Annotated in this window: 16 protein-coding genes; 9 read left to right on the top strand and 7 right to left on the bottom strand. The window is 58.8% G+C overall.

From position 1 onward, the window contains the following. The first annotated feature begins 2 nt into the window (after window positions 1–2). A complete protein-coding gene (locus tag KQ933_RS26400; protein WP_216760748.1) occupies window positions 3–473 on the top strand; it encodes a GNAT family N-acetyltransferase in 471 nt (156 codons plus the stop codon). A 30-nt stretch (window positions 474–503) separates the two neighbouring features. Next, a complete protein-coding gene (locus KQ933_RS26395; protein ID WP_216760747.1) occupies window positions 504–2,525 on the top strand; it encodes a beta-N-acetylhexosaminidase in 2,022 nt (673 codons plus the stop codon). A gap of 52 nt (window positions 2,526–2,577) precedes the next feature. Here the strand turns inward: KQ933_RS26395 and KQ933_RS26390 are convergent, their stop codons facing one another. Continuing rightward, complete coding sequence (locus KQ933_RS26390; RefSeq protein ID WP_216760746.1) at window positions 2,578–3,780, bottom strand: ROK family transcriptional regulator; 1,203 nt, start codon at window positions 3,778–3,780, stop codon at window positions 2,578–2,580. Between the two features lie 298 nt (window positions 3,781–4,078). Here KQ933_RS26390 and KQ933_RS26385 point away from each other — a divergent pair, with 298 nt between their 5' ends. Then, window positions 4,079–4,993: a DMT family transporter gene (locus KQ933_RS26385; protein ID WP_216760745.1), complete on the top strand. Its 915-nt coding sequence runs from the start codon at window positions 4,079–4,081 to the stop codon at window positions 4,991–4,993. Between the two features lie 43 nt (window positions 4,994–5,036). On the opposite strand, the gene KQ933_RS26380 is transcribed toward KQ933_RS26385, so the two are convergent. From KQ933_RS26380 to KQ933_RS26355, 6 genes are read right to left on the bottom strand one after another with little or no spacing between them, the layout of a single operon-like run. Next, window positions 5,037–6,149 carry a glycosyltransferase family A protein gene (locus KQ933_RS26380; RefSeq protein WP_216760744.1) on the bottom strand — a complete coding sequence of 371 codons (1,113 nt, stop codon included), beginning with the start codon at window positions 6,147–6,149 and terminating at the stop codon, window positions 5,037–5,039. Between the two features lie 10 nt (window positions 6,150–6,159). Beyond that, on the bottom strand, window positions 6,160–7,902 hold the full coding sequence (locus tag KQ933_RS26375) for an ABC transporter ATP-binding protein (protein ID WP_216760743.1): 1,743 nt from the start codon (window positions 7,900–7,902) through the stop codon (window positions 6,160–6,162). Next, a complete protein-coding gene (locus KQ933_RS26370; RefSeq protein ID WP_216760742.1) occupies window positions 7,899–8,984 on the bottom strand; it encodes a glycosyltransferase in 1,086 nt (361 codons plus the stop codon). The genes KQ933_RS26375 and KQ933_RS26370 overlap by 4 nt, the downstream gene beginning before the upstream one ends. Before the next feature lie 6 nt (window positions 8,985–8,990). Further along, on the bottom strand, window positions 8,991–12,002 hold the full coding sequence (locus tag KQ933_RS26365; protein ID WP_216760820.1) for a trifunctional glycosyltransferase/class I SAM-dependent methyltransferase/polysaccharide deacetylase: 3,012 nt from the start codon (window positions 12,000–12,002) through the stop codon (window positions 8,991–8,993). Continuing rightward, window positions 11,996–13,171 carry a glycosyltransferase family 2 protein gene (locus KQ933_RS26360; protein ID WP_216760741.1) on the bottom strand — a complete coding sequence of 392 codons (1,176 nt, stop codon included), beginning with the start codon at window positions 13,169–13,171 and terminating at the stop codon, window positions 11,996–11,998. The genes KQ933_RS26365 and KQ933_RS26360 overlap by 7 nt, the downstream gene beginning before the upstream one ends. A 31-nt stretch (window positions 13,172–13,202) precedes the next feature. Next, window positions 13,203–14,201 (bottom strand): NAD-dependent epimerase/dehydratase family protein, encoded by a 999-nt coding sequence (locus KQ933_RS26355; protein ID WP_216760740.1) that lies wholly within the window; start codon window positions 14,199–14,201, stop codon window positions 13,203–13,205. 806 nt (window positions 14,202–15,007) lie between these two features. Here KQ933_RS26355 and KQ933_RS26350 point away from each other — a divergent pair. From KQ933_RS26350 to KQ933_RS26325, 6 genes are all read left to right on the top strand, one after another. Then, window positions 15,008–16,534 carry an ABC transporter substrate-binding protein gene (locus KQ933_RS26350; protein WP_216760739.1) on the top strand — a complete coding sequence of 509 codons (1,527 nt, stop codon included), beginning with the start codon at window positions 15,008–15,010 and terminating at the stop codon, window positions 16,532–16,534. Window positions 16,535–16,613: 79 nt separating this feature from the next. After that, a complete protein-coding gene (locus KQ933_RS26345) occupies window positions 16,614–17,555 on the top strand; it encodes an ABC transporter permease (RefSeq protein ID WP_216760738.1) in 942 nt (313 codons plus the stop codon). Continuing rightward, window positions 17,555–18,424, top strand: coding sequence for an ABC transporter permease (locus KQ933_RS26340; protein WP_216760737.1), 870 nt, complete (start codon window positions 17,555–17,557; stop codon window positions 18,422–18,424). The genes KQ933_RS26345 and KQ933_RS26340 overlap by 1 nt, the downstream gene beginning before the upstream one ends. Then, window positions 18,425–19,633: an amidohydrolase/deacetylase family metallohydrolase gene (locus KQ933_RS26335; protein ID WP_216760736.1), complete on the top strand. Its 1,209-nt coding sequence runs from the start codon at window positions 18,425–18,427 to the stop codon at window positions 19,631–19,633. Window positions 19,634–19,654: 21 nt separating this feature from the next. Next, on the top strand, window positions 19,655–20,170 hold the full coding sequence (locus KQ933_RS26330) for a RidA family protein (RefSeq protein ID WP_216760735.1): 516 nt from the start codon (window positions 19,655–19,657) through the stop codon (window positions 20,168–20,170). Between the two features lie 50 nt (window positions 20,171–20,220). After that, complete coding sequence (locus KQ933_RS26325; protein WP_216760734.1) at window positions 20,221–21,417, top strand: aminotransferase class V-fold PLP-dependent enzyme; 1,197 nt, start codon at window positions 20,221–20,223, stop codon at window positions 21,415–21,417. The last annotated feature ends 2 nt before the right edge of the window (window positions 21,418–21,419 follow it).

Genomic DNA, 21,419 nt, shown 5'->3' with positions numbered 1-21,419 from the left:
CCATGGATTATCTCGTCAACCTGTCGACCCTCCCGCAGGACACAAAGTCACCCGATGCCATGGCAAAGGCAGGCGTCACTATCCGCCGTGCACTGCCGCCTGAACTCAAGCTGATTGTCCGCTGGATCGACGAGCAGTTCGGCAAAGCCTGGGCAAGCGAGGCGACAGTTGCGATCTCGCACCAGCCGCCCACTTGTTTCATCGCCACGCGCGAAGGCAAGCTCGTCGGCTTTTCCTGTCATGAAGCGACCGCACCCGACTTCTTCGGGCCGACCGGCGTGGACGAGAGCCTGCGCGGGCTTGGCATCGGCCGGGCGCTGCTCTTTGCCAGTCTCAATGACTTGAAGGCCATGGGCTACGGCTATGCGATCATCGGCGACGTCGGCCCATCCGCCTTCTACGAAAAGGCCGTCGGCGCCATTCCCATCCCCGATTCCGCTCCTGGCATCTACGCCGGCATGCTCAAGACCTGATTTCCATAGTCCGAACAGAAAGAAACGACCATGTCCACACCGCGACACCATGCCTTGCGGCTCGAGACCCTTTGGAACCCGCCAGCTGATGGCAAGGATTTTTCCTATGTCCTGAACCTCAAGAATCTGACCGCCGAACCGCTTTCCGGCTTCTCGCTCTGCATCAGCGGACCGGGGCGTGTCGATCCTGCCGGAAGCGTCGAAGGAGCTACGGTCTCCAGGAGACTGTCGAACTTCACCGAATTCCAGCCGCCGGAGGGCTTCGTTCTCGGCATTGGCGAGACCTGGACGATTTCGGTCCATGCGCTGAGCTGGCAGTTCCGCCATTGGACGGATGGTGCAACAAGCGGCTATCTCGCTTTTGCGGATGGAAGCACCGTTTCGCTCGCGCTCGAACCCACACGTTCATCCGCCAGCAACGCGCCATTGAAGCGCGGTGCCGAGATCTTTCCCGTGCCGGCCAGCGTGCCGGTGCAGGTGTCGATCATTCCCTGGCCGAATTACGTGGCGGTTGCCTCAAGACAGGCTTTGCCAGCGGGTTTCACGTTGCAGGCTGATGATGCGGAAGCAAAGGCTGCAGCCGAAAGCTTCAAAATGCTGGTCGATCATCTCTTCGCCGTCGAAGGCATTATCCGCTCGGCCGCTGAGGGCGCTGCAGCCGTAACCCTCAAGAAGGCTGACGGTTTCGGCCCCGAGGCCTATCGATTGAGCTTCAAAGGGGAGGCGATCACCGTTGAGGCGAGCAGCCGGACCGGCTTCCTCTATGGTCTGATCACGCTCGGCCAGATCTGGCGCGGCGCGCGCCTGCATCCGCGAACCTTCCAGTTCCCGGCCTCCGGCGAGATCGTCGACGAGCCGTCGATGGGCTGGCGCGGTCTGCATCTCGATGTCGCCCGTCAGTTCTATGGCGAGGCGGAAATCAGGAAGCTGATGGCGGTGCTCGCCTGGAACAAGCTCAATCGGTTCCATTGGCATCTCTCCGACGACGAGGCCTGGCGTGTCGAGATCGATGCCTATCCGGCACTGACCGAAATCGGCGCGTGGCGGGGCCATGGCCTTGCCTTGCCGCCACTGCTCGGCTCCAGTCCGGCGCGCACCGGCGGTTACTACACCAAATCCGTGATCCACGAGATCGTCGCTTATGCCAAGGAGCTTGGCATCGAGATCGTGCCGGAGATTGATATACCCGGGCACTGCTACGCCATGCTGCAGGCAATACCGGATCTGCGCGATCCCGAGGAAGCAGGCAGCTACTATTCGGTTCAGGGTTTCCCGGATAATTGCATCAATCCGGCGCGCGAAAAGACCTATCAGGTCATCGAGACCATCTTCTCGGAACTCATCGAGCTTTTCCCCTTCAAAACCATTCATATCGGCGCCGACGAGGTGCCGCTCGGCGCATGGTCCGGCTCGCCGGAAGCACTCGCGCGGCTGCGTACGCTCGCCGGCGACGATATCGTCGATGCGCATGCCAAGCGCTTGAATGTCATCACCAATACGCATGGCGCTGACGACATCCATGGCTCGGGCGCGGCGATCCTGCAGGCGCAATTCCTGAAGCGCATCCAGAGCTTCCTGGCTTCCAAGGGCTGCATTACCGGCGGCTGGGAGGAGGCGGCGCATGGCGACGTCATCGACAAGGCGAAAAGCTACCTCTGCTCATGGCGCAATGTCGAAGTCTCCGCCGAGCTTGCCGACCGCGGCTATGAGATCGTCGTCTGCCCAGGGCAGGTCTATTATCTCGATATGGCACTACGGCCGGACTGGGACGAACCGGGTGCGAGCTGGGCCGGCACGTCGGACGCAGAGAAACTCTATACGTTCGATCCGGTCGGTGGATGGACCGAAACACAGAAACAGAAGCTGCGCGGCATTCAGGCCTGCATCTGGTCCGAGCCGATGACGGACCGCGCCGTCTTCGACCGGCTCGTCTTTCCACGTCTTTCGGCCCTTGCCGAAGCGGGCTGGACGAAGCCATCGTCAAAATCCTGGGAACGCTTCAAGGCGCTCGCCGGGCTGATGCCGCTGCTCTACGGGCTGCAGCAATCCTAGCTACAGCCCGACAGGGATAGCTTGGTCTCCGCCTCGGGAAGCGAGGCGGAACTTAGCCGATCGGCTTCTGCAACACGTCGAAGCGGGGATTGGTTTCCGAGAAGATCGGCAGGGCTGCCGCTCCAAGAATTGCAGTATCCTTGCCGGTCATGCCGATCATGACGCGTGGAATGGTTCTTTCCCCGGTCGGATCAATCGGTAGGTGCAGCGGCTCCAGCCGCTCCGCAAGCCCGCGCATCATGATGGTCGAGATACTGCCGCCGAGTACGATGGTTTGCGGATCGAAGGCAAGCTCAAGGAAATCGATGGTTTGACGCAGGGGCTGGACAGCCTGATCCAGCCATGCGCTGAGGCCTTCTTCACGCCCGGCGATCAGCGCGTCGAGTTCATCCGGCGAAAGCTCCTCGGCATCGGCGATACCCATGAATTCATAGGCCACAGTTGGCGAAACGTAGCGGTCCAGACAGCCTCGCTTGCCGCAGCTGCAGAGCCGGCCGTGGGGCTCGACGATGATGTGGCCGATCTCGCCGGCATTGTGCCGGCTGCCTTTGTAGAGATGCCCGTCGAGAAACATGCCGGCGCCGATCCCGCCGCCGCCGGCAAGGAAGAGATAGACGAAGCTGCTGAAGCCGCGGGCAACACCGTGCAGGCGCTCGCCGATGGCCGCAGCCGTTGCGTCATTCTCGACAAGCACCGGCACCTTCACGCGCCGTTCCAGCTCATAGCCGACCGGGAAGTCCTGCCAGCCGGGTAGGTTCTGCGGGCTGAGTGACGTGATACCTCCGTCTGCATAACGGCCGGGCAGGGCCATGCCGACACCGAGCAGCCTATCGCGATCGAAGGAAAATGCCTGCTGCAGATCCTCGACAATTGAACCGAGCACCGGCATCGCCTGTTCGGGATCCGGATGTTCGATATGGCGTTCGATGCGCGCGCAGACGGCGCCCGAGAGATCGGTCAGCACACCGCTGGCGCGCTGGCGGCCAAGCTCGAGCCCGATGGAATAGGCCCCATGCGGATTGATGGAATAGGGAATAATCGGCTGGCCGCGGGCAAGCTTCTGCGCTTTCGCAGGCACGAGCAGGTGCGAGCGCTGCAATTCTTCGACGATGTTTGAGACCGTCTGCGCCGTCAGCGCCGTAATGCGGGCGATCGCGGCGCGCGACAGCGGACCGTTGGTGCGGATCGCCTCAATCACGACACGCCTGTTGTGTGACTTGGCCTGCTCGAGATTGGTACCTGAAATCGCTTTCATGATGTCTTTACAGAGGTTAAGCCTCACCATTGCCACAAGACGATCACATGGGGAAGGGGGAGAAGTGTTCAGTCTTTTCAATGTGATCGCGGCGACAGTTGATGCCTATTGTTCTGGTCGCTCTTCACATATCACTTTAACGGCTGTGTCGCCGCCATCGACGCGATTGACGACGCCGGACAAGCACGGAATTCCTCTCAGTGATTAGAGTTCTGTCATGAAAATCCTCAGTCAGGAATCGACGATGGCAGGATGAAGTTCTATGGGAGAAAAGAAACCTAACCGATTGGGACGAATCATGAATTTGCGCGTCAGCCGGATCGCGGGAAACGCAGCGCTCTTCGGTGTCCTTCTGATGCTGCTTGGCGATTTGCTGTTTTCGCTGAATGACGCCATGGGCAAATGGCTGGTGGCGAGCTTTGCGGTCGGCCAGGTTCTGGTGATCCGCTCGTTCGGTTCCTTTCTCATCCTTGCTCCGATGATCGCCAGGCAAGGACCTCGCTCGCTGTTTCAGGTCGAGCGTGTGCCCCTGCAGATCCTGCGCGTGATCCTGACGACGGGTGACGTCGCCTTCTTCTACGCCGCAGTTGCCTATCTCCCGCTTGCCGATGTCATGACCTTTTACATGGCCGGTCCCATCTATGTCGCGGCTCTTTCGCACGTCTTCCTCGGCGAGACGATCGGCTGGCGTCGCTGGCTCGCCGTCATCATCGGCTTCATCGGTGTCGTGATTGCACTGAGGCCTTCGACGGCCATGTTGTCCTGGCCATCGATCTTCGGCGTGATCGGCAGCCTTTCCTTCGCGCTGACGCTGATCCTTGGTCGCCGTTTGCGGCAGACGGGCGATGTCACACTCGTCACATGGCAGACGGTCGGTGCGCTGGTCACAGGTCTGATCCTGAGTATTGGCAACTGGCGCGCCGCCTCCGCACTCGACTTCACCGCCATGCTGGCGCTCGGCATCGTCGCGGGTAGCGCGCATATGATGATCACGCGTGCGCTGAAGCTTGCGCCGGCATCCCTGCTTGCGCCGCTCCAATATAGCCTGCTGCTCTGGGCAATCGTCCTTGGCTACATTTTCTTCGGCGAACTGCCCGACAAGCAGATCCTCGTTGGCTCGCTCATCATCGTTCTCGCAGGCCTCTTCATCTTCCATCGCAAGAACATGGTGGACGTCACGTCCAGATCTGACGTGCCGCCTGACGGGCATTAAAGGTCACGTGGTCTTATGGTGATTTCAGCGCCGGGGGAGCTCTTCACTCGGCTCTCTCAGAGATTGAACTCAGCTTGATATCCACGGCAGTCAGCCGCATCAGATGACGTCGTGACCGCACGGTCCCCTCCGGGCATTTGACATGCGAAGGGGTGATCTGCTCGTCGAACCTCGGTTTATTGCATTGCGGCGGATCTTCAACCTTCGCCGCCGTTGTCTTGAGAGTGAGTCGTCGCTTCATGAGGCGCCGGCTAGTTTGCAATGCGAGTCCAAGTATGAAACGTGGATCCTTTTGAAAAATCGCCCAAGCAATCATGAGTGACAGATGCAGGCTCTTGGCTTCTCTATACTGCCGGAATGCATATCTTTGAGTGAGTACGACAGCGCTCCTGGCTGCGTATCTCGGAAGCTGCGGATTTGCGGCTAGTGAGCGCCTGATGACTTCCAAGGCACCCTTGCCCATTCGTACGTGATTGGATGACATATTGCCCGGATACTCTCTGTATCCCACCAGACGTTCGGGCACGACTTCGATGCAATAACGTGCGGCTAGCCTGAGTTCGAAGTCGAGATCTTCGCAGCCTCCGATACCCGCTGCTGCGTAGGAGCTATCAAACCCACCGATCTCGAGTGCAATGTCCCGTCGGACAAGAAGCGCGCTTCCATTGCTTATATATTTGAAAGTCAGATGTCGGGCATAGATATATCCTCGTGCGACATTGGAGCCGCCGGGTCGAATGATCTCGTCGTCATGATTGATGACATAATGCAGCACGTAGACCGCAGCCCACTGCGAGGACAAGCGATTGAGAGCGTTTACCTGCTTCTCGATTTTCGTCGGGTGCCAGAGATCGTCCGCGTCAAGGAATGCCACAAATCGACCTGACGATGCCTCGATTCCGGTATTCCTTGCGGCAGCTACACCGAGGTTTGGGGTGGACAGGAGGCGGATCCGTGAATCCGTCATCGCTATTTGCTCGACCAGTTTTGCCGTGTCGTCAGTGGACCCGTCATTGACGACGATGATCTCCAGTGCCGGATAGGTCTGGCGCGCAGCGGATCGAAGCGTGCGCTCGATATATGTCGAAGCATTGAAGGCCGGAATGACCACGGAAACCAGCGGCAGGGTGGAATAAAAAGCGTCTCCTCGATCCATCGCCTCTTCCTTATGCCAAAGCCGGGACGAGGCAGATTTGATGCTTCATCAGGCTGGCGACGGACGGTCGGTGGCTGACGATAATCAGCGTTCGGCCCTGATATTCCTTAAGCAGGAGAGAAAGCACCCGCGCTTCCGTCGCCTCGTCGAGCGCATTTGTCGCTTCGTCCAGGAGCAGTATCTCAGGCCGGCCGGCAAGCGCCCGCGCCAGGCCAATGCGCTGCCGTTGGCCGCCCGAAAGCCTTATCGCCTCATCGCCCAGCCACTCGTCGAAGCCGTAGGGTAGTTTCTCGATAAACTCAGTCGCGCAGGCCATATCGGCGGCCCAGCGGACAGCAGCTTCGGAGATCTCGCGACGGAAGCGGATATTGTCGAGAACCGTGCCCTCCATCAGTTCGACATCCTGGCCTGAGACTGAAAGCTGCCGCAACCAGCTTGATCGTTCGATGGTCGAAAGATCCTTGCCGTCGAGGGTGATGCGACCCTCCGTCGGCTGGATGAGGTCGAGAAGCATATTGAGGATGGTTGTCTTGCCGGAGCCGCTTGGCCCTGTCAGCGCGGTCGTCTCTCCTGTTCTGATGGAGAAGCTGACGTGGCTGATGGCCGGAACGCTGCTGCCTTCATAAGAGAAGGAAACATCGTGGAAAACGATCTCACCTTGCAGATGTCGCAGCTCTTCTCGGTCGGAGGCTTGTCGCGCATCGTCCGCTTCGGAAATTATCGTAAGAACGTTCTGCAAGGAGGCCTCCAGGGCATGGAGGCCAAGGATCTGCGAGTCGAAGTCCTTGATATGCGGCTGAAGCCTGTAGAGAAGGACGGTGGCCGACAATGCTGCGCGGAAATCCACGGGGAGAAACTGTGAAGACAGGATGATCGTCAGGATCACGCCGAATGTCAGCGCCTCGCTCAACAGCGACGTTGCCGCGCCCAAACGGTCGGAACGGGACCAGGCTTGCCCGACATCTTTGGAAAGGGCATTGAAAATGCTCTCATGGCGTTTTTCCAGGCCGAAGCTTTTCACCGCCTTCAAGGCCTGAAGCGTGGTCCAGGTCAATTGCGTCAAGTCCTCCACCGCCGAAAGGGCGGTCTCGCCGATACGCCGATAGGCATTGGCAAACAGACCGAGCGTCAGATTGTGGACAACGCCGAAGACAAGTCCGAGCAACGCGATCGGCCATGCCATGACAAGCATTCCGGCGCCGAAGATAACGATGGTGCCGAGACTGATCCCGAGGCGAACAAGGCTCGCATGAGCCGAAGCGACGGCATAGGATTCAGTGGCGATCACGTTCATGATGTCGCTGCGCTCGTAACGCTGAAAGCGCTGGAATGGGATCGCCAGGATTTTTGAATAGAGACGGCGCCGGATGCGATCGCTGATCTGATGGCTGACAGTGCTTGCAATGATGGAGTTGGCAAAGCCCAGCGCGATCCTGAGGACGATCGCGCAGATGAGGATGGTGACCAGCATCGGCTTCGAGATTGCGGTATCGAAATCACCGAAAAATGCGGGAAGCCAGCCGACAGCTGTGCCGGAAGCAGAACCCTGCTGGCCGAGGAGAAAAATGAGGCTGACAAGAAAGGTGATCCCGACCATTTCCATCAGACCGCTCAGGATGCCAACTGCGATCATCACTAAGGTCTTCATCCGGAGTCCCGGAACGAGTTGCAGAAGCTCTCGGAAACGGGCCGCGATGACCAGGTTGAAGGCACCTGTTGGCTTGCCGGAAACGGATTTTCGCATCGTCGTCATGCATCACCGGCGTGCGGCTTGATGGGCTCGCCAGCCTGACCGATAGCAGCTGCCTCAAAACCATCAGGGAACAATGTGCCGCTTTCGGGAAATGCGATCCTTATCGCTCCGTCTCGTATCGGCGGGGCAGATGGTATTGGACGCCTTGGCGATCGATTTGCCAGTCGCCGCGCTCGACTTTTGGCCGCATGCCAGACGAGGCGAGCGCCATGGACGGCGAGTCTCATAGGGAACCGTCCGGCAATCATCGGCGCCAGTTTCCTGATCTGATCTTGGTCTGCGCTGGAAATCGCTTTGTTGAGATACCACCGTGCCGTATCGAATTCCGCCGTGGTGGCAGCGGCGGCAAGGCGCGGATAGCGTTTCCTGACCTCTGCCATCACCAGGGTATGAGATTTCAGCATGCGGTAGGCGTTGCTCGACATGTTTCCCTGCGTGAACCGGTATCCGGTCAGAAAACCAGGAACCACAGCAAAAGGCAGCCTTTCGGCAAGTGCGAGATAAAGCTTCAGATCTTCGCATCCCTCGGCCTTTTGATCACGCAACGCCGGATCATAGCCACCGCATGCCAGAACATCCGCGCGAGGCATGAGCGGCGTGCTGCCGTTGCCGATAAAGTTTTCCCGAGCCATGATTTCAAAGACGTTGCCTTTGTACAGCACAGGTCTCGAATGGCTGAAAATCACATCATCAACGTCGATTGCCGCATACCAGTTGTAGGCGACCCCTCGTCCTTCGGGTAAGTTTGCCAAAGCTTGGACTTGCAATTCGATCTTGCGTGGGTGCCAGAGATCATCGGCATCGATCGGCGCGATGTAGCTTCCGGTCGCTTCGTGGATTCCGTGGTTGCGGGCACGTGCCACGCCGCCATTTTCCTGTCGCAGGATTTTGACACGCGGATCTTTGAGGCGATATTCGCTTGCCAGTTCGTAGGTTTTGTCCTGTGCACCATCGTCCACCACGAGGATCTCGAGGCATTCATAGGTCTGGTTCGATACGCTCAGAAGCGTTTCAATAAGGGTTTTCTCGGCATTGTAGGCCGGAATGACGACCGTGACTAAAGGGAGGAAATCGGCGCTCATTGCTTGCTATCCAATGAACGCATCGGGCCGGCCCATCAGCTCGGCAAAGGCCTTGAGCGGTAGGTCGCCGCGAACTTCAAGGCGTGGCAGGGAAAGCGCATGGTCGGCAGAGCTCGCCCTTGAGGGCCTTGTCGAAAAGCCGATCTCGTAACCGACGTGAGCAAGAATGCCAGGGACGCGGAAATCGCTAGAGCCGAAGGGAAGGGCGATGGACGTCACAGCTTCGCCCAGCCGGCTTTCGAGCACATCGCGCGACAGAGCCGCTTCGCCCAGCAATGTAGCGTTGTCGAGTGAACTTGCCGGCCTGTGAGACGCCAAATGGGATCCGAAGCAGATCCCCTGCTGCTGCAGGATCCTGATGTCGGCCCAGGACATCAGCGGGGCCGGCTCCCCGTAGGCGGCATCCCAATCCGACCGGCCGCCGACCTTGTCCGTTACCACGAAGACGTCTGCGCCGAACCCGTTCTCAGCCAGAATGGGGAAGGCGTCGGTGAGAAAGTCGAGATAGGCGTCGTCAAAGGTCAGGACGACGGGACGTCCCTGGATGGGTTTTCCCTCACGCAGCAGCGCGGCCAGGTTCTGGGCTGTCAGCGTATAATAGCCCTGCCGCCGGAGGAACTGCATCTGCTTGCGAAAGACCTCCGGCGCGACTCGAAATCGACTGAGTGCGTCCGGCCCGTCGATCGCAATTCTGTGATACATGAGCACAGGAACCGAAGTCGTAATCTCGTTCGTCCATGCCGCTCCGCGATCGACGCCGGCCGGCCCCCAGATGATGTGCTTGGCCACATCGGCATCGAGAGGGACGCCGTGAGGTTCGACGCGCACGGCCGGTGTTGGCGTCTTGCGCTTTGCGAACCGATGGACCGCGTAAAGCTCGGTCTCGATCGTTTCTTCCAGCACAAGATCAGGCAGGTTCGACAGAACCTTCTTGATCGTGCCCACGCCAAACGGATTATTCCAGTCGAAACCGGTTCTGTCGGGTTCGTCGCGACGGATATGGGCATGCGCCGTGACAAGGCAACCGTCCGGTTTCAAGGCCGTCGCGATCTTCCGGCATACCTGTTCCAGGATCTTCTCGTCGTCCATGTAGTACAGGACCTCCGAACAGACGATCAGATCCTGCTCGGGCGGAAGTTCGCTCCCGACGAAATCCAGGACGCGAAACTCCGCGTTCGGGCAGTCCCGACATCTCTCGGATGCCCTTTCAATGGCGCGGCGGGAAATATCCGTGGCCGTCAGGAAGCCGACCCTCTGTGCAAGCTTTGCCGTGAAAATTCCTTCCGCACAGGCGAGCTCGAGCGCTCTTTCTATACCGTTGGGAATAAGGCTCAGCGTCTGCTCGTATTTGACCTGTTCGTAGACAGAGAGGTAATTCCACGGATCCGGGCGTTCGAAAACACGTTCCCAATATTCCTCTTTCGTCGCTGCTTCCGGCAGAGCCGTTTGCTTGCCTTCCGTTTCGGGAGAGGCGTCGCTCGTCTCACCAACCGGTCCGGTGAATCGCCGCTCGGAACGGGATTCCACCTCCAACAAGCGCGCGTCATTGTCCCCAACTCCCTTCGTCGCGGACTTGACGAACGCATTCCGACGTATCGCGTAGGAAAGCTGTCCGAGCTGCCGCCGTCGCCCCCGCCGCTGACGGACGATTTTGCCTAAAATCCTGGTGTTGCGAATGGCTTCGGCTGCCCAGAAGCGGGCATAGGAAAAGGTCAAAGGCGTGGGCAAGCACTTTCCTGCCCCCAGTTCATCGATGATGAGCCTGAGTTGAGCGCGGACGGAGAGGTTCCCCCACAGGGGGCCGACATAGGATCCGACATGTCGCCCTCCGGAAAAGACGTGCAGCAACAGCGTATCGGCCCCGTCTGCCTTGGCAATAGAGATCAGTTTGCTGACATCGACGGCAGCCACCTGCAGATGGCCAAGCACGAAGGAGCGGGACATGTCGGCCGCGGAGATTGACCAGATAATGAGCTCTTCCAGCCGACGCCCGGTCCCGGGCAGCGAGTGCTGTTCGAGCAATTGAACAATGTCGAGGAATGCTGGTTTCCAGCGTTCCTGCAGATCGACGAGATCGGCGGCATTCGCAACTGCCAGACCTGTTTGCAATCCATGCAGTATCACCGAGGCGAGGAAGCCTTCATAACCCGAGGCGTCGGGCAATTCCGGAAGAAGCTCTGCAAGCGCGGCCAGATCGGCCCCCACGCACAGGTTGGCCGAAGCGGCCCAGGCAAGCATCCGCAATTGCCCGAGAGCCGGCGCCGTCCACCGCGCATCCTTATCGTCCGCCGACTGTTTCCCTTCCATGCCCAGGGCTTGCGCCCTGGTGGTAACACGGACCGCGTCCCTTACCATTTTTTGCGGATCTCCCGAGAGAGAGCCGGCCTTCATGCGATAGAAGGCAAGGCACTGGTCGATCTTCCGGAATGCAGCCCCTGCAAACGCCATGCGAAGCCAGAGATCCCAGTCCTCGCAGGTCTGCAACTCGGCATCCATGCCGCCAAGCCGGACGAAAAGGTCCTTGGGAAAAACCACCGTATGAATGGCCAGGGCGCAAAATGACGAGAATTCCCGCTTTGCTCGATCGCCGGCCAGATTGGGGGGCGTTTCAATCTCCAGCATCCGCCCATCCGGCGTGACGCGGCGATAGCTGCAGCAGGCAATCACCGGCTGAGCACCATTAGCGGCGACCGGCAGCATGCTTTCGATAAAAACAGGGTCCAGCCAGTCATCCGCATCGAGCATGCAAAGAAAAGGGGCGGTCGCAAACCCCGCGGCTGTGTTACGCGCTGCGGATGCGCCGGCATTCGCCTGGCGATGGATCAGAATCCGGCTGTCCGCTTTCGCAAAACCTTCGAGCACATTCCAGGTATCGTCTTTCGAACCGTCATCGACGACTACCGCCTGCCAGTTCGACGCCGACTGTTTTTGCAGGCTGCGCAGGCAATCGGCCAGAGTTTCTGCCGCGTTATAGGCGGGGATGAGGAACGATATGTCCGGCTTCGATGCGGTTACCATGCTGGCTTCTTCCAGCGGCGAAGGAGATACCAGGCGCCGTTCAGGCACCCCAGTATTTCCTCCTTGAGAAAGAAGGTGTCAGAGGTCGCTCCCTTGGGCAGCCGTTTCTTCAACCTCTGGAGATAATATCGCGGCAACGCGACCAGGATGCGCCGCAGATTGCCCCGGTTTCCGGTGTTCTGGTACTGGACCAGCAGGGCTGCCACATGACCGCTCATATATTGGCGGATCTGCTTGGCGAGCCCCTTCATCTCCTTGCGATGGAAATGCCAGGAAACTGCCGTCGGCTCGTAGCGACAGGTACCACCGTGGTGGAGAAGGCGATTCCAGAATTCGGAATCGCCTGAACACCCGGCCGCACCCATATCCAGCCGCACGTCGAACAATCCGATATCGTCGAATACCTGGCGGCGGAATGCCTGGCTTGCGCCCGCGCCAATCAACCAGGCAGGCGCCCCGTATGGTGCGCTTTGGCGATAGAAGTCCTGGCCGAAATCCTGGCGCATATACCCCCTGCCAAATCCCCAATGGGTTTCGAATATCAACTGCGCGGGCGTGGAAAGCTCGCCGGGAAGGACAAGGCCGGTGACGCATCCGATTTCGGGTCGATCGAAGGCCTTCATCAGGTTTTCCAACCAGCGTTCATGCAGGACCACGTCGTCATCGGTGAACGCCACGAACTCGGTCTTTGCCGCGCGCACGGCGGCATTGCGGGCGTAATCCAGCCCGATCCTGTTCTCGCGCACATAGGTCGCGCCGGCCGCCTCCACGACGCGGCGCGTGCTATCGCCGGTTGAGGCGTTGTCGACGACGATGACCGCAGCCGGTGATAGAGACTGCTTGGGGATCGATGCCAGACATCTGGCCAGTTCGTCCGGCCGATCCTTGGTGCAGATCAGGAGGGTGACGTCGCGGTTCCTGATCGGCACCTGCATCACATTCCGAGCGTGTTCAACGGTTTCTGGCAACACGGCGCGCGCCGCCAACGCGGCCGGGTTTTCTGACCCCTCGATATAGACCTGACCGACGGGAAGGCCTTCGGATACGAAGACGACGAGCCCGGTGTCAATGGCCGGGGCATTGGCACCGACGTCATCCGAAAGATCCAGATATCGGATAGGCACAGGAAAGACATTGTCTTTCATGTCACGCGGGATGACGTCGCTCATTGTTACACTCTGCACCAGATGCCGGGACTGTTTAGCGTCCTGCCTTGGCCAACCGGCGGGAGCCCGCCTCGGCCACCTCCGCCGCAGTGACTTTCATGTCCTGCCTGAACCAGTCGAGAGTCTTTGCAACGCCTTCCTCATAGCTAATCGTGCACGACCATTCGGGCATCACGTAGTTTGCATTCGCCAGATCTGGCCGTCTGTTTGTTGGATCGTGCGGCGGTGACGGCTCGAAGACGATCGGAATGCCGCCCATCAGGCGCGAAACATACTGAGCCACTTCCAGGACTGCGATCTCCCGATCGTTCCCGACGTTAAGCGGCCCTCTATAGTCCGTTTCGTTCATCCAGAAATAACGTGCGAAGCCGTCAATGATGTCATCGACATAGCCCCAGCTTCGGGATTGGAGACCATCCCCGAACACCGTAATGGGGCGGCCGGTCAGGGCCTGTGCGACGAAATTGGAGACGGCCCGGCCGTCGTCTGGTCGGGTCCTCGGTCCGTATACGTTGAAGGGTCGAACGATTTTAACGTCCAGGCCTTGTGTGCGCTGCATCTCGAACAGCAAGGACTCCGTGCAGCGTTTACTTTCATCGTAAGATGAGCGTGGCCCGGTGCAATCGACCTGGCCCTTATAGGACTCCGGCTGCGGCGAGACGAGGGGGTCGCCATAGACTTCCGAGGACGAGGTGAAACAGAAGCGTCCTCCTTTTTTCAGAAGGTCTAGAAGACGGAACGCTCCGATAAGGTTTGCCGAAATGGTTCTCTTGGGTTCCTTCATGTACCACGGCGGCGAGGCCGGAGAGGCAAGGTGGTATACTTCGTCAAATTTGTCCGACGTCTGAAGGTTTTCAACATCGGATTGCACAAACTGGAAGCGGGGGTCTCGGATATGGGAAATATTCGCCTCAAGCCCAGTCCAAAGATTGTCGACGACGACAAGCTTTTCGACGTCCGTGCGATTTAAAAGTCTATCGCACAGATGTGATCCGAGAAAACCGGCACCGCCTGCTACAAGCACTTTCTTCATGACTTCTCCTGCGGATCGCATGTTTTATCTTGCTCATATTAGGGTAGTTGTAATTAAGTAAACTCGTCAATAACTGCGGCGTTTTTCAAGAATTCAGGCTTAAGATCTGTCGTTAATGGCAATAATTGTAGTAAATTTGTATTAGAATTACCCAGTCGGTATTTCCGGCCCTTCACCGCGCCGGGCGCGACGATCAACGGCTTAAACGAGGAAAGTTGCCTTCGATGTTGCCGCGCTTTGATCTGCAATCGGAGCGCTAGCGAGGTGAAACTCCATCTAGTCAGCCGTGTTAGAGGATCGCTTTCAACGCACCTACAATGTCCTCGATTACAAGCAACAAGGCTGTTTAGCCTTTTTGTGCGCTGCGGAACACGGACTTTAGTCTGATGTGATATACCTCATCCGAAGTAGGCCGGAGTAATTAAAAACCCAAGATGTGCTTTCCGCGCCGCTCGTAATTCATGGTTGAATCTTTCGGGGAGCGATGTTCGACGTGAGCCACAACTTTTGCCTTATTCATGTCGCTGCAGCAGGGGCAAGTAATTCCGAGGGTGACAACACTGGCAGACGGCGCGCATCGTTTTGTCACTTCATTGGCCACCTATTCCGTTAGTAGCGCGCTTTGATTTTGGATCAAAGATGTTGGCTCCTCTTTCAATGATAAATGTGAAGTCGTCTCAACGGGACGCGGTCTACTCCTTTCCGCCGACGAAGCGACTTTCTCGATTGACAAGGTCACTCCCGTCGATATTCTATTATAAAAATCGATATAACATAATTGCGGAACATTAAACCGGGAGCATGAAATGAAGACTTTTGTCGCATTCCTTCTCGGCACTGCGCTGGTCGCTTTGCCGACAACCCTGATGGCTCAGGAAAAGGGCGGCGTGATCAACGTCGCGACGATCGGCGAGCCGCCGACGCTTGATCCGATGTCCTCTACCGCCGACCTCGTCGGTATCGTCACGCAGCACATTTTCGAAACGCTCTACACGTTCGACAAAAACTGGAACGTCACGCCGCTTCTGGCTGAAAGCCTGCCGGAGATCAGCGCGGATGGTAAGACCTATACGATCAAGCTTCGCACCGGCATCAAGTTCCACGACAACTCCGACATGACCTCGGAAGACGTCGTTGCCTCGCTGAACCGCTGGATGAAGATCGCCTCGCGCGGCAAGCAGGTTGCAGGCTTTATCGACTCCATTACATCAGTCGATCCGGCAACGGTGAAGATCGCGCTGAAGCAGCCCTATGCGCCGCTGACCTCGTTGCTCGCCTTCAACAACTCCGCCGCCATCATCATCCCGTCCGAGAAGCAGGATGAACCGATGAAGGAATTCATCGGCACCGGCCCTTATATGCTGAAGGAACGCAAGGCGGACCAATACATCCAGCTCGTCCGTTTCGACGGCTACAAGTCGCGCGAAGGTGAGAGCGACGGTTATGGCGGTGCCCGCCACCAATATCTCGACGAAATCCGCTTCGTGCCGGTTCCAGATCCGAACACGCGCGTCGAGGCTGCCGTTTCCGGCCAGTATGATTACGTCGACTCGATCCCGGTTGAATCCTTCGACAAGCTGAAAGCTTCGAGCGCATCGCAGCCGGTTATCCTGAAGCCTTTCGGCTATCCGGTCTTTGTCTTCAATACGAAGGAAGGCCTTGCCAAGAACGTCGAGGTCCGCAAGGCCATCCGCCAGGCACTCAGCATGGAAGACATGCTCGCCGCCGCTTTCGGCAGCACGGATTTCTACACGCTCGACGGCGACATCTATCCCAAGCCGTACGTCTGGAATACCAACGCAGGTGTCGAAGGCAATTATAATGTCGCGGACCCCGAAGGCGCCGCCGAAGCGGCCAAGAAGGCCGGCTACAATGGCGAGCCGATCCGCATTCTGACCAGCCGCCAGTACGAATTCCACTACAAGATGGCGCAGGTCGCCGCCGAATACCTGAAGACAGCCGGCTTTGCCGTCGACCTGCAGGTCGTCGACTGGGCAACGCTGACGCAGCGCCGCACCGATCCGAAGCTCTGGGATATCTACATCACCCACAGCCCCTTCCTGCCAGAACCGGCGTTGATCGGTTCTCTGTCTCCGAGCTCGCCCGGCTGGTGGGATACACCGGCACGCAAGACCGTCGTCGATGCCTTCACGTCCGAGGTCGATCCACAGAAGCGCATTGCACTGTGGGCCGACGTTCAAAAGGCCATGTATGACGAGTTGCCCTACATGAAGATCGGCGATTTCAATGCCGTCTCGGCCAAGTCGACCAAGCTTGAAGGCGTCGATCCGGCTCCGTGGCCGTACTTCTGGAACGCGTCCATCAAGAAGTAACGCTCCATTGCGGGATACCGGTGCGCCCGCATCGGTATCCTTCTTCCATTGTGCCCGCCCCGGTACCGGGATAGACTTCATGATACGTTACATTCTCCAGCGCCTGCTTGGCATGATCGTCGTGATGTTCCTCGTCGTCACGATCGTCTTCGTCATCGTGCGCGTCACACCCGGCGATCCGGCAGCCGTCATGCTCGGCCCAGATGCGACGCCGCAGGATATTGCCGATCTGCGCGCCAGCCTTGGTCTCGACCGGTCCATCGGCGTGCAATATCTCTATTATATCAGCCAGTTGCTGAAGGGTGATCTCGGACAGTCGATCTTCCTGAACATGCCGGTGACCTCGGCATTGCTCGATCGCGCCGAACCGACTTTCTTCCTGACGATTTTCTCGCTGGTCATCGCCAGCCTCATCGCGCTGCCGATCGGCATCTATGCCGCCTACCGTCGTGGCTCCTTCGTCGACCAGGCGGCAACGACGCTTGCGATGTTTGCAGCAAGCATTCCGAGTTTCTGGCTCGGTCTCATTCTCATGCAGGTCTTTGCCGTGCGCTTTGGCCTTTTCCCGGTGTCAGGATATGGCGGACCGGGTTCGACCTTTCTCGAGCGCATGTACCACCTGACGCTGCCTGCCTTCGCGCTCGGCATCGTCTCCTCAGCGCTCATCCTGCGCTTTACGCGCGCCTCGATGCTCGATGTTCTCGGCGACGATTATATCCGGACCGCTCGGGCCAAGGGCCTGATCGAGCGCCGGGTAATCCTCAAACATGCCCTGAAAAATGCACTGATACCGATCCTCACGGTTCTCGGTCTGACTGCTGCCGTGCTGATCCCAGGTGCAGTCGTTACCGAGACTGTCTTCGGTCTGCCGGGCGTCGGCAATCTCGTCGTATCAGCCGTTCTGCGCCGCGACTACCCGGTCATTCAAGGGGCGCTTCTGGTGATTGCAGCGCTCTACGTGCTGATCAATTTTGCGATCGACATGCTCTATCTGCTCGTTGATCCGAGGGTGCGCTACTGATGACGGATATCGCGATCAAACCGGCCGAAAGCGAAGGCCGCAAATTCCTGAGCCGCTTCCTGAAGCGCAAGACCGTCGCTATCGGCGTCCTCGTCCTTGTGATTTTCGTGCTGCTGGCGGTCCTCGCGCCATGGGTTGCTCCCTATTCGCCGTCGAAGCTTTCGATCGTCAACCGGCTGAAGCCGCCGAGCGGAACCTACTTCTTCGGTACGGATGAGTTTGGCCGGGACGTGCTGTCGCGCACCATCTTTGCCGGTCGCCTGTCACTGCTGGTCGGAGCTGCGGTCGTGGCACTGTCGGCTGTGATCGGTATCACGCTCGGCCTGCTTGCCGGCTTTTTCAAGAACCTCGATACGCCGATTGCCCGGCTGATCGACGCAATGATGGCTTTCCCCGACATTCTGCTGGCGATCGCACTTGTCGCGGCTCTTGGCCCGTCGCTGACGACAGTCATCATTGCGCTGTCGATCGTCTATGCGCCACGTCTTGCCCGCATCGTTCGGGCCTCGACTCTCGTGATCCGTGAACTGCCCTATGTCGAGGCGGCTCAAGCGCTTGGCATTTCGACCTTCCATATCATGACGCGTCATGTGCTGAGGAACCTGCTCTCGCCGATCCTGGTGCAGGCGACGTTCCTCTTTGCGAGCGCGATGCTCGCCGAGGCCGGCCTGTCTTTCCTCGGCCTCGGCGTCAGCCCGGAAATCCCGACCTGGGGCACTATGATTGCCGCCGGTCGCCAATATATCGGCCAGGCCGACTGGATGACGCTGTTTCCAGGTGTCGCTATCATTCTTTCCGTGCTTTCGCTGCAGATGGTCGGTGACGGTCTGCGTGACATGCTCGATCCCAAACTTCGAAAGGACCTTTGAATGACCGGTGAAACGGCGGGCAAGCCGCTCCTCCTCACCAATGTGAAGCCTGTCGGCTTCGGTGCTGGCACGCCTGATGGGGCGATTGATATCCTTGTGGGTGCCGATGGCAAGATCGCCAGGCTCGGTCCGCAGCTTTCGGTTGCTGACGACGTAGCCCGAATAGACGGCAATGGCGCCTTCGTCTCGCCCGGCTGGATCGACCTGCATGTGCATATCTGGCATGGCGGCACCGATATCTCGATCCGCCCGTCAGAATGTGGTCTTCAACGGGGCGTGACGACGCTGGTCGATGCCGGCTCTGCCGGTGAAGCCAACTTCCACGGCTTCCGTGAATATATCATCGAGCCGTCGAAGGAGCGCATCAAAGCTTTCCTCAATCTCGGTTCCATCGGCCTGGTGGCCTGCAACCGTGTCGCCGAACTGCGTGACATCAGGGATATCGACCTCGACCGCATCCTCGAATGTTATGCAGAAAACAGCGAGCATATCGTCGGCATCAAGGTGCGCGCCAGCCACGTGATCACCGGCTCCTGGGGCGTCACCCCCGTCAAGCTCGGCAAGAAGATCGCCAAGATCCTCAAAGTGCCGATGATGGTGCATGTCGGCGAACCGCCGGCACTTTATGACGAGGTGCTGGAAATCCTCGGTCCCGGCGATGTCGTCACCCATTGCTTCAACGGCAAGGCGGGTTCGAGCATCATGGAGGACGAAGATCTCTTCAATCTCGCCGAACGCTGTGCATCCGAAGGCATCCGTCTCGACATCGGCCATGGCGGCGCCTCCTTTTCCTTCAAGGTGGCGGAAGCGGCAATCGCCCGCGGCCTGCTGCCCTTCTCGATTTCCACCGACCTGCATGGCCATTCGATGAACTTCCCGGTCTGGGATCTGGCAACGACCATGTCGAAGCTGCTCTCGGTCGGCATGCCCTTCGACAAGGTGATCGATGCCGTCACCCATGCACCGGCCTCGGTCATCAAGCTGTCGATGGACGACCGTCTATCCGTCGGCGCACAGGCTGAGTTCACGGTCTTCGATCTCGTCGATTCCGATCTGGAGGCGACCGATTCCAATGGCGACGTCTCGGTGCTGAAGAAGCTCTTCGAGCCGCGTCATGCGGTGATCGGCAACGAGGCCTTCACCTCCAGCCGTTATGTGCCACGCGCCCGCAAGCTGGTGCGCCACAGCCACGGTTATTCTTACCGATAAGCAGAGCATAAAAGAAATCGCATGACAGGAGTTTGCGTGAACCAGTCTCCCGCTACCGCCGGCACCATCAGCATGTCGCCCTATGAGCGGCTTGCTGCGCTTGGCATTACGCTTCCGGCCTCGCCGCCGCCGATTGCCAATTTCGTCACCCATGTGCAGGAGGGTAACATGCTCTACCTGTCGGGGCAGGGGCCGCGCGAGGCTGATGGATTCATGCATGTCGGCAAGGTTGGTGCCGAGGTCGACGTCGAGGCCGCCTACCGCCACGCCCGGATGACCGGCATCAATCTACTTTCCGTCATGCATGAGGCGATCGGCGATCTTTCCCGCGTCAAGCGTGTCGTCAAGCTGCTCGGCATGGTCAATGCCGTGCCGGATTTCCTCGATCATCCCGCCGTCATCAACGGCTGCTCGGATCTCTTGATCGACGTGTTCGGCGAAGAGGTCGGACCTCATGCCCGCTCGGCCGTCGGCTTCGGTTCACTACCAGGAAACATCACCGTCGAGATCGAAGCCATTGTCGCGCTCAGGGATTAATGAGGATGCGGTGATCGTTTCGGCCCAACAGATTGAAATTGGAGACACCCATGTCTGAGGACATCCGCACATCGATCGGTCTTCGCCCGGTCATCAACGTTTCCGGCACCATGACGAGCCTCGGCGCATCGATCGTCGTTCCCGAAGCCGTTGCTGCCATGTCGTCGATCCTGCCGCAGTTTGTCGAGATCAACGATCTGCAGCGCAAGGCGAGCGCCATCATCGCGCGGCTGACGGGCGGCGAAGCCGGCTTTGTGACTGCATCCTGTTCCGCTGGGATTTCGCTTGCTGTGGCCGGCGCGATCACCGGAAACAATCTCCTCGCCATCGAAAAGCTGCCGGATATCGTCCCGGAAAAGAACGAGGTTCTCGTCCAGATGGGCCACGTCGTCAGCTACGGTGCGCCGGTCGATCAGGCGATCCGCCTTGCTGGCGGCAAGGTGGTGCTGGTCGGTCAGGCGACCTCTACGCACCGCTTCCACATGGAGCATGCGATTACCGAAAAGACGGCCGCGGCCATCTATGTCGTATCGCACCATGTCGTCGATTACGGCCTTCTGAACCTCAAGGAATTTGTCGAGATCGCCCATGCCAGGGGCGTCCCCGTCATCGTCGATGCTGCTTCGGAATATGATCTGAAGATCTTCTTGGAGCAGGGCGCCGATGTGGCGCTCTATTCCGGACACAAGTTCCTGGGCGGTCCGACCTCGGGCATCGTCGCCGGCAAGAAGGAACTGGTGCGCAATGCCTTCCTGCAAAACATGGGCATCGGCCGCGGCATGAAAGTCGGCAAGGAAAGCATCTTCGGCGTCATGGCGGCGCTGGAGGCCTGGGAAAAGCGCGACCATGCCGGCATTCGCGAGCGTGAGACGAACTATCTCAATCTGTGGAAACAGACGCTGGACGGGCGCCCCGGCGTGACCGCTTTGATCGAGCCGGACCCGACCAACAACCCACTCGATCGCATGCGCGTGATCATCGACACCGATGAAGCGCACATCACCGCCTGGGATCTCGCCGATGCGCTCGGCCGCGGTTCTCCGCCGATCATCGTGCGCGACCATGAAGTCGAGCACCGCTACTTCTATCTCGATCCCTGCAACCTGCATCCGGGTCAAGAGAAGATCGTCGCAAGCCGTCTGGCCGAAGAACTCGACAAGGCGCGCGCCTCCAACGAGATCATCGCAACGCCGTTTGAAAACCGCAGCAAGCGCCGCTTCGACGGTGTGCTGAAGTGGCCGGATTGATC

This window comes from Rhizobium sp. WYJ-E13 (assembly GCF_018987265.1).
Lineage (GTDB): Bacteria > Pseudomonadota > Alphaproteobacteria > Rhizobiales > Rhizobiaceae > Rhizobium.
The sequence above is the reverse complement of the archived record's forward strand: the minus strand, read 5'-3'. Positions and strand labels throughout refer to the sequence as shown.